Origin of the sequence: Thalassovita taeanensis (assembly GCF_900110775.1) — a bacterium.
GTDB lineage: Bacteria > Pseudomonadota > Alphaproteobacteria > Rhodobacterales > Rhodobacteraceae > Litorimicrobium > Litorimicrobium taeanense.
In genome coordinates this window covers 163440-178437 of the sequence record NZ_FOEP01000004.1, presented here as the reverse complement: position 1 = coordinate 178437, position 14998 = coordinate 163440, and the positions used below count along the sequence as shown (strand labels likewise).

The following is a 14998-nucleotide window of genomic DNA, read 5'->3' as shown; positions in this document are numbered from 1 at the left end:
AACAACAGAGGCAGAGGCAGAAATGACCGAAAACACCCCCTTCGATTTGCAGAATTTTCTGCCCTATCTGCTCAACCAGGCCGCCGAGGAAAGCAGCCTTGCGTTTCAGCAGGTCTATAAGGATCGCTATGGGATGCTGCGCACGGAATGGCGGGTGCTGTTTCACCTTGGCATCTATGGCCGACTGACCGCGAAAGAGATCGGCGAGCGGTCAAAGATGCACAAGACCAAGATCAGTCGCGCGGTCGCCCGGTTGGCTGATCGCCGGTTCCTGACCCGTGAACAGGACGATCGTGACCGGCGCTTGGAATATCTGGAACTGACGGCATCAGGGCGCGCGGCGTATGGTGACCTGCGCGGGGTGGCTGAACGCTATGACGCGCAGCTTTCCGAAACCCTCAGCCCCGACGAAAACCGCCTTCTGCGGCAAGCGCTGCAAAAACTTGCCCGCATGGGCTGACCTGCGGGTTTCTTTCTGATCCAAATACTCTCGCCGAAGGCGAAAACCTGTTGTTTCAGCTCAGAAATCCGGGGTGACGCCGGGCAGGTTCAGTGCCTTGATCAGGTCGCGCAGCTCTTGCCGGGCGGCGACGTTCGAGATGTTCATCTGCTTGACGCCGATATCTTTCAGATCCAGCAGCGTCAGCCCGCGCGGGAACAGCTCGCGGAAGATCACACGCTCGTTGAAGCCGGGGACCACGCGGAAGCCAATCCGCTTGGCCAGACCGTCCAGCGCTTTGCCCATTTTCTCTTTGTTGACCATGTTTTGCGCGCCCAGACGGTTGCGCAGCACGATCCAGTCGATCGGTTTCAGCCCGGCCTGCGCCCGCAGTTGCCGCGCGTTCCAGACCATTTCCGAATAGACCGACGGCCCGAGGATTTTCTTGCCGTCGCTGTCCACATGCGCCAGCAGGTCGAAATCGACAAAGCTGTCGTTCAGCGGGGTGATCAGGGTGTCGGCCAGCGAATGCGCGACCTGACTCAGGCGGGTGTGCGATCCGGGGCAGTCGATCAGGATGAAATCCGTCTCGGGCTCCAGCGCGGCGATGGCGGCGGACAGGCGGTGATCATAGATGTTTTCGCCCGGTTTCAGCTCGGATTGTTCGATCTGGGGCAGGTCGTGATAGGTCGGGCTTGGCAGGTCGAGTTCGGATTTTGCCTGAAATTTCTGACGGTTATCGACATATCTGGCGAAGGTCTTCTGACGCAGGTCAAGGTCGAGCACGCCAACCCTGTGGCCCATCCGTGCCAGCGCTGTGGCGACATGCATCGAGACGGTCGATTTCCCCGCTCCGCCCTTTTCGTTCCCGACGACAATGATATGTGCCATTTTCAGACCCTGTCCCGCTATAGATTGCCTTGTTCCCTCGAACACCCACAGGATATTGTGTGCGCCCCGAATTGCAAAGCTTCGTTATGTTCCGTTTGGCATTCATTGGCAGGTGTTGCAGGAATATGGAAGAGGCTGGGTGCAAAGAGATGCCGCCGCGCGGCATCGGAGGCAAAAACGGCCATACAGACGACATGCACAACACATGCACAGGGCATGCATATCGCAGGGGCCGACGCCGCCGCTTGGGGGGGGGGCGGCGTCGGCATGGGTCAGCTTGACAGGGTCGCGGCGACGGTTTGCGCGATCGGGGTCGTCGGCCGACCGATGAGGGACGAAAGCGTGCGGCTGTCGTCGTAGAGCCACCCGGCGGACACGCCGACATCGGAATCGGCCAGCATTCCGGCGATGGGAGCGGGAAGGCCCGCGCCGATGAGGGCCTGCTCATAGTCGGCTTTCGGCATGTCGACATAGACCACAGGCTTGCCGGACTGGTGCGCGACTTCTGCGGCCAGCTCGGACATGGTAAAGCCGGTGTCGCCGGCCAGTTCATAGACCTTGCCCGCCTGATCTTCGGGACTGGTCAGCACGGCGGCGGCGGCCTCGGCATAGTCGGCGCGGGTGGCGGCGGACACGCGGCCCTCTTTGGCGCTGCCGATAAGGGCGCCATGTTCAAGCGCCATCGGGATGCTGCCCGCATAGTTTTCGCTGTACCAACCGTGGCGCAGCAGGACCACATTCAGACCAGAGGCTTTGAGCGCCGCTTCGGTGGCCTTGTGCTCAGCGCCCAGACCCAACTCGGATTTATCGGCGCGCAGGATGCTGGTGTAGGCCAGCAGTTTGACACCGGCCTTTGCGGCGGCGTCGATGACGGCCTGATGCTGCGGCACGCGCTGGCCAATTTCGCTGGAGGAGATCAGCAGCAATTTGTCGACGCCCGCGAAGGCGGTGTCGAGCGTTTCGGGCTTGGAATAGTCGGCGTGACGGACAGTAACGCCAAGGGCGGCCAGATCGGCGGCGGCCTCGGGGCGGCGCACGGCGGCGATGATGGACGCGGGGGGAGTGGTTTTCAGCAGGGCCTGAATGACCAGGTGGCCAAGTTGGCCGGTGGCGCCGGTGACAGCAATCATTGGAAACATCCTTGTTTTTTGACGTGTGCCCCGTATATCGTATCAAGCAAACTTTTCGTAAGTACGTACAAAAATGTTAGTTTTGGGAAACTGCCCTGATGATGGAAAATGATCTGCCGAAGATGTCTGACGCGGTGCGCCGGGGCGAGGTGCTGTCGAAGGACTGCCCGTCGCGCGACGTGCTGCGGCATGTGACCAGCCGCTGGGGCGTGCTGGTTTTTGTCGTGTTGCAGACCGGGACGCATCGGTTCAGCGACCTGCGGCGCAAGATCAGTGGCGTCAGCGAGCGCATGCTGGCGCAGACGTTGAAAACGCTGGAGGGGGACGGGTTTGTAAAACGGGTCTCGCATCCGGTGGTGCCGCCACATGTGGAATATTCGCTGACGCCGCTGGGGCAGGAAATTGCGGTGCAGGTCGAGGGGCTGGCGAATTGGATCGAGGGCAACTTTGCCCGCGTCGCCGCAGCGCGGCTTGCGGCCGAGACGCCTGCCGAGACACCTGTGGGCAACGAAAAACGCCGCCCCGAGGGGCGGCGTTTCGTGTAAATCCGTCAGGGGTGGGTTTAGAAGCCCAGACCTGCGTATTTGTTCTTGAACTTCGACACACGGCCGCCGGCATCCATCAGGCGCGAGGTGCCGCCGGTCCAGGCCGGGTGCACGGAGGGGTCGATGTCGAGCGACAGGGTGTCGCCTTCTTTGCCCCAGGTCGAGCGCATCTTGATGATGGTGCCATCGGTCATTTTGACGTCGATGGAGTGGTAGTCGGGGTGGATATCGGTTTTCATCTCGCCTGTCCTTACGCTTCTGCAGCCGCTTTGGGCTTGTAGTTGCTGACTTCTGCGATACGGGCGGATTTACCGCGACGTTCGCGCAGGTAGTACAGTTTGGCGCGGCGCACACGGCCACGACGCACAACGTCGATGCTGTCGATGTTGGTCGAGAACAGCGGGAACACACGTTCCACACCTTCACCAAACGAAATCTTGCGGACCGTGAACGAGCCGGCAATGCCTTTGCCGTTCTTACGGCTGATGCAGACGCCTTCGTACATCTGAACACGGCTGCGCGTGCCTTCGGTCACTTTATAGCCGACGCGAACGGTGTCGCCTGCTTTGAAATCGGGAATGGTTTTCCCGAGGGCGGCGATTTGCTCCGCCTCGATTTGTGCGATCAGGTTCATCGCTTTCTCCTATATGCTTGCGGTTTTTCCGCAAAGTTGTTGCGCCGCCTCAGAGCTCTTGGTCTTCGTCCGGGTCCCTATTGTGTTTGGCACAATAAGCCCGCCAGAGGTCAGGTCGTCTTTCCTTTGTCAGCCTTTCGGCCATGGCCCGTCGCCAGTCGGTGATCTTCGCGTGGTGGCCCGACAGAAGAATGTCAGGGATTTCGCGACCGTTCCAGATGGCGGGCTTCGTGTATTGCGGGTGTTCAAGCAAAAAATCCGAGAAAGATTCTTCCTCGGTTGAGACCTGATTCCCAAGTACGCGGGGTATAAGACGGACTGTTGCATCAATCAAGGCCTGAGCGGCAATCTCTCCTCCGGTGAGGATGAAGTCGCCGAGCGAGACTTCCTGAATGTTATACTGCTCCAGCACGCGTTCATCGACGCCCTCGAAGCGGCCACACAGCAGGGTGACGCCATCGGCCTGCGACAGGTCGCGCGCCATCTGTTGGTCAAAGCGTTTGCCGCGCGGTGACAGGTACAGCACCGGCCATGTGCCACGGGTGTCCTTTTGCGCCGAGTCCAGCGCAGCGCCCAGCACATCGGCACGCAGGACCATGCCCGCGCCGCCGCCTGCGGGGGTGTCATCGACGTTGCGGTGCTTGCCGACGCCGAAATCGCGCAGGTCGATGGTTTCAAGCTGCCACAGCCCGTCTTTCAGCCCCTTACCGGTCAGGCTTTCGCCCAGCACACCGGGAAAGGCCTGCGGGAACAGGGTGATCACCCGCGCGGTCCAGACACCGGCAAGGCGGGGATTGCGGCTCATCAGGTCCTGCGGTTTGCGCGTGACGGAGATGGATTTGCGGCCAAAGGATTTGGGTGTGTCGGTCATGAGCAGGCTCTTAGCCGGTATTGGCGCAGCGCAAAAGGGGCTGTCAGCCCAAGGCCTGCGTGATCAGGTCGGCTTTACGGCGGCGCATCTCGTCTTTGGGCAGGTCCGAGCGGTTCAGGTGCAACAGGGCATCCAGCACCGGGTCGGGCAGTTTGCGATTTTGCGGCGACACCGGAACCAGTGCGGCGCGCAGGGCGTCGCTGGGTTGCATCAGGTCAAGCAGGGCGGTGGCGGGGCCAAGCGGGTGGGTCTGACTGTCCTCCAACGCGGCGGTGAATACGTGGTGGGGGGCGACGGCGGTCTGGATCTCGTCCAGCACCGGGCCAAAGTCGGCATGCGGCGACAGCGTGGCGAAATAGGCGGCCCAGCCCAACCGCTGACGGGTGGCGCGCAGGCTTTGGGCATAGCTGCTGCGCAGCCAGCTTTCGGGATCGCGGGTGGTGAACAGGAAGGTAAGCTCAGCGCCGGGCAGGCATTCGTCGGCAACCTGCACCAGCATCTGCATCAGGGCGGGGGTCGCGGCATAGCTGAGCAGGCGGTGGCGACCGGGCGTGTGGCCGGACAGATCCTCGGCGCTGATCACCACCGGGCGGGGATCGGCGGGATCAAGGGCGGACAGGGCCTGCGCCGCTTCGGACAGGAACAAGCCCTGATCCAGCGGATTGCGGTTGACCGAAAACCCACGGGCACAGTCGCACAGCGCCTTGATCTTCGGCCGCATCAGCACCCGGAATTCGGCGCTGAGGGTGGGTTTGTTCTGGTACAGGAAGTTCTGGATGCTGCTGGTGCCGGTTTTGTGAAATCCGGCATGCAGGATCAGTCGCATGTCAGATCAGCCCTTCGGGCGGGTCGACAATAATGCGCCCGGCGTCCAGATCGACGGTGGGCACCACGTCGCGGGTGAAGGGCAGCAGGACGCTGGATTTCAGCCCCGGACCGTGCAGTTCCAGCAGATCGCCGGCGCCGTGGTTCAGCACCGATTTGACCCGCCCCAGCAGCGTGCCGCCGGTGTCCAGCACCTCGAGCCCGATCAGATCGGCGTGGTAAAATTCGTCATCGGGCAGCGACGGCAGGCGGTCGCGCGGGACATAGAGTTTGACGCCTTTCAGCGCGTCGGCCTGTTCCTTGGTGCTGACCCCGGTCAGGCGCACGGCAAGGCCGTTGCTGATCGGGCGGCTGACGGTGACATCAAAGCTGCGGCTGCCGTCCTCGGTCAGCAGGGGGGCATAGTCGGCAATGGCTTCGGGATCGGCGGTGAAGCTTTTCAGCCGCAGTTCGCCCTGAACGCCAAAGGCCCCGGCGATTGCGCCGACACAGATCAGATCATCCGGCTGGTCCATGCTGTTCCGCTCCTGTTGGGCCACGCGCGGCGCGTGGCGGTTGCTTTGGTCTGATACCGTTTGCGGGGCACTGGGGCAATCGGGGAAAATCGGGTGGCGCTCAGCGGGTTTGCAGCGGCAGGTGGCCCCGGCGGTCTTCCCAGCCCTTTTGTTCCAGTTCCGGCGTGGTGCCGGTGTCCTGTGGCCAGCCGACACACAGATAGGCCACAAGCGACCAGTCCTCGGGCACCTCAAGGTCGCGGCTCAGCTGATCGGGATCAAGGATCGAGACCCAGCCGACGCCCAGACCGCGCGCACGGGCCGCAAGCCAGAACAGATTGACAGCAGAGACCACCGAATAGCGCCGCATTTCCGGCATGGTGGCGGCGCCAAGGCCGTGGCCCTTGGCGGTTGCCTCGTCGCAATAGATCGCAAGCTGCACCGGTGAATCGATCATGCCCGACAGTTTGAGCGAGGCGTAAAGCTGTGCCTTTTCAGCGCCGTAGCCATCAAGGGCCTGCGCGTTGGCGGATTTGTAATTGGCCAGCGCCGCCGCGCGGGCGGCATCACTGGCGACGCGGATCACGCGCCAGGGTTCTGACAGCCCCACCGAGGGGGCCAGCAGAAAGGCATCGAGGCATTGCGTCAGCAATGCCTCGTCTACCGGATCGGTGCGGAAGTTGCGCACGTCGCGCCGCCACCGCATCAGGTCGGTCAGGTCGCGCTGGAACGAGTCTGAGAAGATGTGCATTCCAGCGCGCTCTGGTTTTACTCGGCCGAGGCTTCTTCGGGCGCTGCGGCGTCTGCTTCGGTCGCGGCTGTGGCTTTGGCGGCCTTTTCTTCAGCGCGATCGGTGGCTTTCTTGCCGGGGGTGCCGCGCTTGGGGTTTTGGTTGGTGCGGTCTTTCTTCGGCAGCACGCCTGCGGCTTCCAGCATACGCGAGATACGCTCGGTGGGCTGGGCGCCTTTGCTCAGCCAGTGCTGAACGCGCTCGAGGTCCATTTTTACGCGCTCTTCGCTGTCTTTCGGCAGCAGCGGGTTGTAGGTGCCCAGCTTCTCGATGAAGCGGCCGTCGCGCGGCATGCGGCTGTCGGTTGCAACGATGCGGTAGAAGGGGCGCTTTTTGCTGCCGCCGCGGGCGAGACGAATTTTCATGGCCATGGTGGTATCTCCTTTAGATGGCTTGGTGCGGCGGGGATGAACCCGCCCTACGTTGGTGTGTGCGGCGGGGTGATCCCCGCCCTACGTTTGGGTGCGATGGGGTGTGGTCCGTCGCGTGTTGGTTATTCTTGGTGTTTCTTGTGGTGTTGGATGACTTCCTGAATGATGAATTGCAGAAAGCTTTTGGCGAATTCGGGGTCAAGGTCGGCCTGCTGGGCCAGCTCTTCCAGCCGTGCGATCTGCCCGGCCTCGCGGTCGGGGTCAGAGGGCGGCAGGTCGTGTTCGGCCTTGAGCTTGCCCACGGCCTGCGTGTGTTTGAACCGCTCGCCCAGCGTATAGACCAGAATCGCGTCGAGGCGGTCGATGCTTTGGCGGTGGTCGCGCAGGAGAGTGGCGGCGCGGGTTGTGGCGTCAGTCAATTGGCATCCCCTTGGGCTTGAACAGCGGGTTGGCGTAATTGGCGATCTCCATCTCGATCCCATGCGACAGCTGGCTGTTTTTCAACTGCGCGGGCGTGGGATGGCGATAGACAATGTCGTTGCCGTCAACGGTGGCGGCCTGCGGGTCCTTCTTGGCGCCCAGACGTTCGGCCAGACGGATCGAATCGAGGTTCTTGGGGTCGACATAGGACACGGCGGTTTCCCAGCCCATCTGCCCATAGAGATATCCGCGCGCAGCGTGCGTGGCCTCAAGCGCATAGCCCTTGCCGGCGGTTTCGGGCCAGATGATCCAGGCAAGCTCGGCCTCGGGCCACTTCGCGGGCTTCCAGCCACCGGCCATGCCGAGCGGCTTGTCGGTCTCGCGGTCGTGGATGACCCACATGCCGAAGCCGCGAATTTCCCAATGGCCGATTTCAGCGGCGTAAAGCATCCACGCCTCATAGGAATTCAGCGGCCCGCCCATGAACCGGGCGCGATAGCTGGTGAAGGTGGATTTGAACTCGGGGTAATCCTGCGCCTCGGGGCCGCGCAGGATCAGGCGTTTGGTTTCCAGCGTCGGGATGATCAGGGGCATTATGCGGCTCCTGCGGCTGGGTGGCGGAAGATGTGACAGGGGGTGCCCATCACGTCGCCGTCACGTTCAAAGGTCGCGCCAAGGCGTTTGGCCAGCGCCAGCGACCGGGTATTGGCCGGGTCGATATAGCTGATCGGCGCGGGGATGCCGAAATGCCGGGCGGCATGGTCGCGGGCGGCCAGTGCTGCCTCGTGCCCGATACCCTTGCCTTCGGCGCCCGCATAAAGGTGCCAGCCGAGTTCGGGCTCGTCCCAGCCTTCGTGGTTGATGATGCCGACGCCGCCAAAGGGGTGCCCGGTGGCCTTGTCCTCGATCACCCAGAAGCCATAGCCGAAGATCGCCCAATGGCCGATCATGCCGATCAGGCTGCGCCAGGTTTCGTGCCGGGTCTTTGGCCCGCCAACAAAGCGGCTGCGGTCGTCGGCATAGAAGTCGGCCATGGTGTCAAGATCGCTGGCGCGCGGCGCGCGCAGGATCAGGCGGTCGGTTTCCACGGTGGGGATGGGCAGCGGCAGGGCGGTCATGTGTAGGCCTCGATCCCGCCGTTCACCAGCGCGTCGGGCGCGGGGTGGCGGTAAACATGCATAAAGCCATGACGCTCGTGGGTGTAATCGCTGTCGTGCCACGCGCCCATGCGGGTGGCAACGCGGGCCGATCCGGTATTGGCGGTTTTCACAAGGCTGATCGCGGTGGTCCAGCCGAGCACGTCATAGGCATAGCTGCGCGCGGACAAAGCCGCCTCGGTCGCATAGCCTTTGCCCTCGAACCCGGCGAACAGATCCCAGCCGATTTCGGGCTCGGGCCAGCCAAAGGGTTCGAACAGGCCGATCAGGCCGACGGGCGCGCCGGTGGATTTCTCCTCGGCGATCCAGCGACCAAAGCCTTTCAGCGTCCAGTGGCCGATCTCCATCGCCAGCATCCGCCACGCGCCTTCCGAGGTCAGCGGGCCGCCGACAAATTTGGCGCGGTCCGAGGCATAGAATTCGGCAAATGGCGTGAAATCAGCGGCGCAGGGCGCGCGCAGCGTCAGGCGTTCGGTATGAAGGGTGGGGGCGATCATTTTTTCTTGCCGAACCCGCTAAGGCCCGAGGGCAGCCCGCCGCCCATGCCACCCAGCCCGCCGGGCAGTTTGCCGCCCATGGCTTTGGCTGCGGCCTCAAGCGCCTTGGGGTCCATGGCTGTGGGATCCATACCGGCAGGCATGCCGCCGCCCTTGCCCATCATGCCCTTCATGGCTTGCTTGAGCATGCCACCTTTGCCCATTTTGCCCATCTTCTTCATCATGTCGGCCATCTGCCGGTGCATCTTCAGAAGCTTGTTCAGATCAGAGACCTCAAGCCCGGCCCCTTTGGCGATCCGCTTTTTACGGCTGGCTTGCAGCAGCGCGGGGTTGGCGCGCTCTTTCTTGGTCATCGACTGGATCAGGGCGATCTGGCGCTTCAGCACTTTGTCGTCAAAGCCCGCTTCCTGCACCTGCTTGGACATCTTGGCCATGCCGGGCATCATGCCCATGATCGACTCCATGCCGCCCATTTTCATCATCTGCTCAAGCTGCATCTTCAGGTCGTTCATGTTGAACTGACCCTTCTGGAAGCGGCGCATCATGCGCTCGGCCTGTTCGGCCTCCAGCGTTTCCTGCGCCTTCTCAACCAGCGCCACGATGTCGCCCATGCCAAGGATACGGCCAGCGATACGTTCAGGCTCGAAGGTTTCGAGCGCGTCCATCTTTTCGCCCAGACCGACGTATTTGATCGGCTTGCCGGTGACGGCGCGCATCGACAGGGCGGCACCGCCGCGCCCGTCGCCATCCATCCGGGTCAGGACAACGCCGGTGATGCCGATCTTGCTGTCGAATTCTTCGGCCACGTTCACCGCGTCCTGACCGGTCAGGCCATCAACCACCAGCAGGATTTCACGCGGGGTGGCGATGTCGCGGACGATCTGCACCTCGTCCATCAGCACTTCGTCGATGTGCAACCGGCCGGCGGTGTCCAGCATATAGACGTCATAGCCGCCCATCGTCGCCTGTTGCTTGGCGCGTTTGGCGATGTCGGCGGGTTTCTGGCCGGGCACGATCGGCAGGGTGTCAACGCCGATCTGTTTGCCCAGAACCTCCAGCTGATGCTGGGCCGCCGGGCGATACACGTCAAGCGAGGCCATCAGCACGCGCTTGCCGTCGCGGTCTTTGAGGCGCTTGGCAAGTTTCGCTGTGGTGGTGGTCTTGCCCGAACCTTGCAGGCCGACCATCAGGATCGGCGCAGGCGGGTTGTCGATTTTCAGCGCGCCGGGCTCGCCTTCGCCGCGCAGCACGTCGATCAGCGTGTCGTGCACGATCTTGACGACCTGCTGACCGGGGGTGACCGATTTGGTCACGGCCTGACCGGTGGCCTTTTCCTGTACCGCTTTGACGAAATCGCGGGCAACGGGCAGGGAAACGTCGGCCTCAAGCAGGGCAACGCGGACTTCGCGCAGGGCGGTTTTGACATCCTCGTCGGACAGCGCGCCTTGCTTGGTCAGGCGGTCAAAGACGCCAGACAGGCGTTCGGATAGGTTTTCAAACATTCCCGCGGCTCCTTACACCGTTTCCATATGATCCTACAGGTAAGCAGGACCGGCCCAAATGCCAATGTCCCCCGTGGGCGCAACGCGCTGACGGGGGGCGATCCTTGCGTGATGCGAAGGACCGGAAGACTCGCGACTTCCGGATTGGTTGCGGGGCGTGTAGGCCGAACGGGGCGGCGAGTCAAGTCTGGCGGGCAGGGCCGCGCTGGGCCAAGACCGGGGCGAACAGGGTGGCGACTACGGCGGCGGATAGGGAAGCGGGCGATGCGGGACGGGGTGATTTTTGTCGGAACAGGCGCGGGCTATGTGGCGCTTGCGGTGCAGGCCGCACACAGCCTGCGGGCGCATAATCCGGGGCTGGCGGTGGATCTGTTCACCGATCTGCCCGCAGCACCGGGGCTGGAGGTGTTCGACCGGGTGCACCGCACCCCTTCGGCGCATCCACGGGTCAAGCTGGAGTGTTTTGCGCAGGCACGGTTCGAGCGGGTGCTGTTTCTGGATTGCGATGTGCTGGTGCTGGCGCCGCTGGGTGATCTGTTCGATCTGGCGGATCGCTTCCCGCTGAGTCTGGCACATGATGTGCGGCGCCGGTCCGATCTGATCCGCGAAGGCGCCGGGGCACAGACGCCCTATGCCTTTCCGCAGCTCAATTCCGGCGTGATGCTGTACCGCAACGATGCCGCGATGGCGGCGTTTTTCGCCGAATGGAAGCGGCGCTATGATCTGATGGGGGTGGCGCGCGATCAGGTGGTCCTGAAGGATCTGCTGTGGGACAGCGACCTGCGGTTCTATGTGCTGCCGCCCGAATTCAATCTGCGCCGCGTTACCATGCTGGATGCGTGGGAGCCGCTGGACGCGGTGCCGACGATCCTGCATTCGCATCGCCTGTTGCAGCATCTGCGCGGACAGGGCGCGCGGGTGACCACGCTTGAACAGGTGCGGGCGCTGGAACGTGTGGCGCTGAAGGAAGAGTGGGCCGCGCTGGATGGCGCGCGGCCCTGGCCCGAATGAACTGGCCTTTACGACTTAGGCGACGAGGGCTGCAACGCCTTCGTTCGCGGCTTTCATCGAGCTGTCGGCGTCGATCGCATAGTGGTCCGAGGCGACGAACTGAACATCGGTGATGCCGAAGAAGCCCAGCATGTGGCGCAGGTATCCCGACGCGAAGTCGATGTCCGACCCCATGCGCGTACCGTTCGACGAATAGGCGACGATAACGCGGGTGTCTTTCACCAGACCAACGGGGCCGGCTTCGGAATAGTTGAAGGTCTCGCCCGCGCGGGACATCTGGTCGATCCAGATTTTCAGCTGTGCGGGCGGCGCGAAGTTATAGACCGGCAGGCCGATCACAACGGTGTCTGCGGCCTTCAGCTCGGCGATCAGGGCGTCGGACAGGGCTGCGATCTCGGCTTGCGCCGGGGTGCGGGCGTCGACCGGGGTGTTGACTGCGACAAGCCATGCGCCATCTGTAACGGGCAGCGGGTTGGCGCCCAGATCGCGGGTGGTGACTGTGGCGTCGGGGTGGGCAGCGGTCAGGCGCGCGACGATATCGCCGGTCAGTTGCTTCGAGATCGAGCCTTCGGGTTTGATGCTGGCATCAATACGCAGGATAGAAGTGGTCATCAGAGGTATCCGTTCATGGTAAGGGTTGCTGTTTGTGATCAGATACTCCTTGCATCACAGAACGCAATTTGCCCAAGTGAACAGGGATTGTTTGCTGGCGCACACAAGTAGGGAGTATGGCGTGGACAACTGGGACGAAATTCGGACGGCCTTTCAGGTGGCGCGCATGGGCACGGTCAGCGGCGCCGCTGATGTGCTGGGGGTTCATCATGCCACCGTCATTCGCCATATTGATTCCATCGAAGGGCGGCTGGGCGTCAAACTGTTCCAGCGCCACGCCCGCGGATATACCGCCACCGAGGCCGGGCGGGACCTGCTGCGCGTGGCGCAGGCCACGGACGAACAGTTCAGCCAGCTGGTCGGGCGCATCAAGGGGCGTGGCAACGAAGTGTCGGGCGAGCTGGTGATCACCTCTCTGGCCGGGCTGGCGCCGCTGATCATGCCGGTTCTGGCACAGTTCCGCGCGGCTTATCCGGATGTGGTACTGCGCTATCTGACTGGCGACAGGCTGTTCCGGCTGGAATACGGCGAAGCGCATGTGGCGATCCGCGCGGGCTCGGTGCCCGATCAGCCCGACAATGTGGTGCAGCCGATGCTGAAGCAGCGCACCGGGCTGTATGCGGCGCAGTCCTATATTGCGCGCATGGGCCTGCCCGAATGCAAGACCGAGTACGGCAAACATCTTTTCATCGGCTCGGACATCGGCGATTCGCGCGCGCCCTTCTACAAATGGCTGTGGGATACGGTTCCGCCGGAAAACATCATATTCCGCAGCACCGACATCCGGGCGCTGAACCTGGCGGTTCTGGAAGGGGTCGGCATCGGATTTCTGCCGCAGTGGGAAGCCAGCCAACACCCCGATCTGGTCGAGATCTGCCCAACGCGCGAAGACTGGGAAGCGCCCTTGTGGCTGGTGACCCACGTTGACCTGCACCGCACCACCAAGGTTCAGGCGTTCTTGTCCTTCCTAAAGGACAGCGCCAAGGACTGGGCCTGAGCATGAGCCAAGCCGCCCGTGGTCATCTGGCGATGCTGCTGTTCTCGGCGCTGGTGGCGGGGTCGTTTTCGCTGGGCGTGCAGGCGGCCAATCACATCGCGCCAACGGCGCTGAACGCGGCGCGGTTCGCGATTGCGGCGGTGCTGGTCGGCACGGCGGCCTGGGCCACCACCGGATTGCCGCGCAGCGCCTGGCGGGCGCCGTGGCGATACCTGCTGCTGGGCGGCATCTTCGCCATCTACTTCGTACTGATGTTCGAGGGGCTGAAAACCGCGTCGCCCGTATCGGCCTCGGCGGTGTTCACATTGACCCCGATCCTGAGTGCGGCGGCGGGCTATGTGCTGCTACGCCAGATCACCACGCGCTGGATGGCGCTGGCGCTGGCAATCGGCGGGGCGGGGGCGGTCTGGGTGATCTTCCGTGCAGACCTGGCGGCGCTGCTGCGGTTCCATGTTGGCCCCGGCGAAATGGTGTATTTCTGGGGCTGCGTTGCCCACGCCATCTATACCCCGCTGGTGCGTAAGCTGAACCGGGGCGAACCTGCGGTGGTCTTCACCTTCGGTATGCTGGTGGCCGGTTGCGTCGTGGTCACGCTGTGGGGCTGGCGCGATATTGCGGCCACCGATTGGGCCAACCTGCCGCGGATCGTCTGGATCACACTGCTTTATATCGCCGTCTGCGCCAGCTCGATCACATTCGTGTTGCTGCAATACGCGTCCCTGCGGCTGCCCTCGGCCAAGGTGATGGCCTATACCTATCTGACGCCCAGCTGGGTGCTGGTGTGGGAATTCGCGCTGGGCCACGGCCTGCCGCCCGCGTTGACCCTGATCGGGGTGGGGCTCAGCATCGCGGCGCTGGTGATGCTGCTGCGCAGTGACCCGGTGACACCGCAGCCGCAACCGGCGCCCTAGTCGCACTCCGCCTCAGGCGCCACCAGCTCGGCCGCCAGAAACCGCTCGAACGCATCCAGATTGACCGGCTCGAACTGACCAAACCCCTGCATCCAGACGCTGGCCTCGCGCAGCGCGTCGGGTTCCAGCTTGCACCACCGCACCCGCCCGCGCTTTTCCTGACTGATCAGCCCGGCGCTGGCCAACAGGCCCAGATGCTTGGAAATCGCGGCCAGCGAGATCTCGAACGGCTCGGCCACATCGGTCACGGCCATGTCATCCTCCAGCAGCATCGACAGGATCGCGCGGCGGGTCGGGTCGGCCAAAGCGGCAAAGACGGTATCAAGGGACAGGACCATGCCCCGGCATAGGCCGAGCGGCATTTCATCGTCAACCATTTGGTTGAATATGCCTTCCGGCCCATGTTTGCCCTAACACCATCCGCCGCGCGCCCGCACCCCTGTTTCTTTCTGATAAAAATACTCATTATAACAACGGCTTGATCGTATTTCGACGCCGCGTTATGCGCGCTTGACTCGGGGCCCTGCGGCGCTTAGCAAGGCCGCACTCATCCTAAGGGGGTTTTGCGCGTGACCGATCCCGACCAAAAGCGGCAAATGCAGCAGCTTGAGGCCAAGATCGCAGCGGCCAAAGCGGCTCAGGCACCCAAGCCTCGTGCGGATGAACACTATTCTCAGGCCAATGTGGCGTGGCGGATGGTAATTGAATTGGTGGCCGGTCTGGGGATCGGCTTTGGCATTGGATACGGGCTTGATCGCCTGCTCGGGACAATCCCGATCTTTCTGGTGCTGTTCACAATGTTGGGCCTTGCGGCCGGGGTGAAGACAATGCTCCGCACTGCGCAAGAAATCCAGCAGAAGCAATTGGCCGACAAGGCCAGCGACGACGAGAGGGTATAGAC

General features: G+C 63.0%; 22 protein-coding genes. 6 read left to right on the top strand and 16 right to left on the bottom strand.

All coding sequences use genetic code 11. The features are described from left to right. The first annotated feature begins 22 nt into the window (after positions 1-22). Complete coding sequence (locus tag BSF79_RS07645; protein WP_090269271.1) at positions 23-460, top strand: MarR family winged helix-turn-helix transcriptional regulator; 438 nt, start codon at positions 23-25, stop codon at positions 458-460. A 60-nt stretch (positions 461-520) separates the two neighbouring features. On the opposite strand, the gene BSF79_RS07640 is transcribed toward BSF79_RS07645, so the two are convergent. Both BSF79_RS07640 and BSF79_RS07635 read right to left on the bottom strand, forming a co-directional pair. Then, a complete protein-coding gene (locus BSF79_RS07640; protein WP_090269270.1) occupies positions 521-1330 on the bottom strand; it encodes a division plane positioning ATPase MipZ in 810 nt (269 codons plus the stop codon). Between the two features lie 272 nt (positions 1331-1602). Next, positions 1603-2460, bottom strand: coding sequence for an SDR family oxidoreductase (locus tag BSF79_RS07635; RefSeq protein WP_090269269.1), 858 nt, complete (start codon positions 2458-2460; stop codon positions 1603-1605). Positions 2461-2558: 98 nt separating this feature from the next. Between BSF79_RS07635 and BSF79_RS07630 the strand changes: the two genes are divergently transcribed. After that, positions 2559-3005 (top strand): winged helix-turn-helix transcriptional regulator, encoded by a 447-nt coding sequence (locus tag BSF79_RS07630; RefSeq protein ID WP_342741854.1) that lies wholly within the window; start codon positions 2559-2561, stop codon positions 3003-3005. Between the two features lie 17 nt (positions 3006-3022). Here the strand turns inward: BSF79_RS07630 and rpmE are convergent, their stop codons facing one another. The 12 genes from rpmE to ffh form a co-directional block, all read right to left on the bottom strand. After that, positions 3023-3244, bottom strand: coding sequence for a 50S ribosomal protein L31 (gene rpmE / locus BSF79_RS07625; RefSeq protein ID WP_090269268.1), 222 nt, complete (start codon positions 3242-3244; stop codon positions 3023-3025). An 11-nt stretch (positions 3245-3255) separates the two neighbouring features. Beyond that, positions 3256-3639: a 50S ribosomal protein L19 gene (gene rplS, locus BSF79_RS07620; RefSeq protein ID WP_090269267.1), complete on the bottom strand. Its 384-nt coding sequence runs from the start codon at positions 3637-3639 to the stop codon at positions 3256-3258. A gap of 49 nt (positions 3640-3688) precedes the next feature. After that, positions 3689-4510, bottom strand: coding sequence for a tRNA (guanosine(37)-N1)-methyltransferase TrmD (gene trmD / locus BSF79_RS07615; protein ID WP_090269266.1), 822 nt, complete (start codon positions 4508-4510; stop codon positions 3689-3691). Between the two features lie 43 nt (positions 4511-4553). Beyond that, positions 4554-5336 (bottom strand): hypothetical protein, encoded by a 783-nt coding sequence (locus tag BSF79_RS07610; RefSeq protein WP_090269265.1) that lies wholly within the window; start codon positions 5334-5336, stop codon positions 4554-4556. Between the two features lies 1 nt (position 5337). Continuing rightward, entirely contained in the window at positions 5338-5850 is a 513-nt protein-coding gene (gene rimM / locus BSF79_RS07605) for a ribosome maturation factor RimM (protein ID WP_090269471.1), read from the bottom strand. A 100-nt stretch (positions 5851-5950) separates the two neighbouring features. Further along, a complete protein-coding gene (bluB, locus tag BSF79_RS07600; protein WP_090269264.1) occupies positions 5951-6580 on the bottom strand; it encodes a 5,6-dimethylbenzimidazole synthase in 630 nt (209 codons plus the stop codon). Between the two features lie 17 nt (positions 6581-6597). Beyond that, entirely contained in the window at positions 6598-6990 is a 393-nt protein-coding gene (rpsP, locus tag BSF79_RS07595) for a 30S ribosomal protein S16 (protein ID WP_090269263.1), read from the bottom strand. Between the two features lie 122 nt (positions 6991-7112). Further along, complete coding sequence (locus BSF79_RS07590; protein WP_090269262.1) at positions 7113-7409, bottom strand: chorismate mutase; 297 nt, start codon at positions 7407-7409, stop codon at positions 7113-7115. Further along, a complete protein-coding gene (locus BSF79_RS07585) occupies positions 7402-8004 on the bottom strand; it encodes a GNAT family N-acetyltransferase (RefSeq protein ID WP_090269261.1) in 603 nt (200 codons plus the stop codon). Before BSF79_RS07585 ends, BSF79_RS07590 begins: the two co-directional genes overlap by 8 nt. Next, positions 8004-8528, bottom strand: a complete 525-nt coding sequence (locus BSF79_RS07580; RefSeq protein ID WP_090269260.1) for a GNAT family N-acetyltransferase — start codon at positions 8526-8528, stop codon at positions 8004-8006. Before BSF79_RS07580 ends, BSF79_RS07585 begins: the two co-directional genes overlap by 1 nt. Further along, entirely contained in the window at positions 8525-9064 is a 540-nt protein-coding gene (locus tag BSF79_RS07575; RefSeq protein WP_090269259.1) for a GNAT family N-acetyltransferase, read from the bottom strand. Before BSF79_RS07575 ends, BSF79_RS07580 begins: the two co-directional genes overlap by 4 nt. Beyond that, entirely contained in the window at positions 9061-10566 is a 1506-nt protein-coding gene (ffh, locus tag BSF79_RS07570) for a signal recognition particle protein (RefSeq protein WP_090269258.1), read from the bottom strand. The genes BSF79_RS07575 and ffh overlap by 4 nt, the downstream gene beginning before the upstream one ends. A 264-nt stretch (positions 10567-10830) precedes the next feature. Between ffh and BSF79_RS07565 the strand changes: the two genes are divergently transcribed. Then, positions 10831-11577: a glycosyltransferase family protein gene (locus tag BSF79_RS07565; RefSeq protein WP_090269257.1), complete on the top strand. Its 747-nt coding sequence runs from the start codon at positions 10831-10833 to the stop codon at positions 11575-11577. 15 nt (positions 11578-11592) lie between these two features. Here the strand turns inward: BSF79_RS07565 and BSF79_RS07560 are convergent, their stop codons facing one another. Then, complete coding sequence (locus BSF79_RS07560; protein ID WP_090269256.1) at positions 11593-12189, bottom strand: FMN-dependent NADH-azoreductase; 597 nt, start codon at positions 12187-12189, stop codon at positions 11593-11595. 121 nt (positions 12190-12310) lie between these two features. On the opposite strand from BSF79_RS07560, the gene BSF79_RS07555 reads away from it, so the two are divergent. Continuing rightward, complete coding sequence (locus tag BSF79_RS07555) at positions 12311-13186, top strand: LysR family transcriptional regulator (RefSeq protein WP_090269255.1); 876 nt, start codon at positions 12311-12313, stop codon at positions 13184-13186. 2 nt (positions 13187-13188) lie between these two features. After that, complete coding sequence (locus tag BSF79_RS07550) at positions 13189-14097, top strand: DMT family transporter (protein WP_090269254.1); 909 nt, start codon at positions 13189-13191, stop codon at positions 14095-14097. On the opposite strand, the gene BSF79_RS07545 is transcribed toward BSF79_RS07550, so the two are convergent. Next, positions 14094-14435: an ArsR/SmtB family transcription factor gene (locus BSF79_RS07545; RefSeq protein WP_090269469.1), complete on the bottom strand. Its 342-nt coding sequence runs from the start codon at positions 14433-14435 to the stop codon at positions 14094-14096. The two genes, BSF79_RS07550 and BSF79_RS07545, sit on opposite strands and share 4 nt — an antisense overlap. A gap of 231 nt (positions 14436-14666) precedes the next feature. Between BSF79_RS07545 and BSF79_RS07540 the strand changes: the two genes are divergently transcribed. After that, the gene (locus BSF79_RS07540) at positions 14667-14996 is read left to right on the top strand and encodes an AtpZ/AtpI family protein (protein WP_090269253.1); all 330 of its coding nucleotides are present in this window, start codon (positions 14667-14669) and stop codon (positions 14994-14996) included. Positions 14997-14998: the final 2 nt, after the last annotated feature.

What these genes read in the sequence shown, in the direction of transcription:
- BSF79_RS07645 (WP_090269271.1), top strand. Translation starts at nt 23, where the DNA reads ATGACCGAAAACACCCCCTTCGATTTGCAGAATTTTCTGCCCTATCTG.
- BSF79_RS07640 (WP_090269270.1), bottom strand. Translation starts at nt 1,330, where the DNA reads ATGGCACATATCATTGTCGTCGGGAACGAAAAGGGCGGAGCGGGGAAA.
- BSF79_RS07635 (WP_090269269.1), bottom strand. Translation starts at nt 2,460, where the DNA reads ATGATTGCTGTCACCGGCGCCACCGGCCAACTTGGCCACCTGGTCATT.
- BSF79_RS07630 (WP_342741854.1), top strand. Translation starts at nt 2,559, where the DNA reads ATGATGGAAAATGATCTGCCGAAGATGTCTGACGCGGTGCGCCGGGGC.
- rpmE (WP_090269268.1), bottom strand. Translation starts at nt 3,244, where the DNA reads ATGAAAACCGATATCCACCCCGACTACCACTCCATCGACGTCAAAATG.
- rplS (WP_090269267.1), bottom strand. Translation starts at nt 3,639, where the DNA reads ATGAACCTGATCGCACAAATCGAGGCGGAGCAAATCGCCGCCCTCGGG.
- trmD (WP_090269266.1), bottom strand. Translation starts at nt 4,510, where the DNA reads ATGACCGACACACCCAAATCCTTTGGCCGCAAATCCATCTCCGTCACG.
- BSF79_RS07610 (WP_090269265.1), bottom strand. Translation starts at nt 5,336, where the DNA reads ATGCGACTGATCCTGCATGCCGGATTTCACAAAACCGGCACCAGCAGC.
- rimM (WP_090269471.1), bottom strand. Translation starts at nt 5,850, where the DNA reads ATGGACCAGCCGGATGATCTGATCTGTGTCGGCGCAATCGCCGGGGCC.
- bluB (WP_090269264.1), bottom strand. Translation starts at nt 6,580, where the DNA reads ATGCACATCTTCTCAGACTCGTTCCAGCGCGACCTGACCGACCTGATG.
- rpsP (WP_090269263.1), bottom strand. Translation starts at nt 6,990, where the DNA reads ATGGCCATGAAAATTCGTCTCGCCCGCGGCGGCAGCAAAAAGCGCCCC.
- BSF79_RS07585 (WP_090269261.1), bottom strand. Translation starts at nt 8,004, where the DNA reads ATGCCCCTGATCATCCCGACGCTGGAAACCAAACGCCTGATCCTGCGC.
- BSF79_RS07580 (WP_090269260.1), bottom strand. Translation starts at nt 8,528, where the DNA reads ATGACCGCCCTGCCGCTGCCCATCCCCACCGTGGAAACCGACCGCCTG.
- BSF79_RS07575 (WP_090269259.1), bottom strand. Translation starts at nt 9,064, where the DNA reads ATGATCGCCCCCACCCTTCATACCGAACGCCTGACGCTGCGCGCGCCC.
- ffh (WP_090269258.1), bottom strand. Translation starts at nt 10,566, where the DNA reads ATGTTTGAAAACCTATCCGAACGCCTGTCTGGCGTCTTTGACCGCCTG.
- BSF79_RS07565 (WP_090269257.1), top strand. Translation starts at nt 10,831, where the DNA reads ATGCGGGACGGGGTGATTTTTGTCGGAACAGGCGCGGGCTATGTGGCG.
- BSF79_RS07560 (WP_090269256.1), bottom strand. Translation starts at nt 12,189, where the DNA reads ATGACCACTTCTATCCTGCGTATTGATGCCAGCATCAAACCCGAAGGC.
- BSF79_RS07550 (WP_090269254.1), top strand. Translation starts at nt 13,189, where the DNA reads ATGAGCCAAGCCGCCCGTGGTCATCTGGCGATGCTGCTGTTCTCGGCG.
- BSF79_RS07545 (WP_090269469.1), bottom strand. Translation starts at nt 14,435, where the DNA reads ATGGTCCTGTCCCTTGATACCGTCTTTGCCGCTTTGGCCGACCCGACC.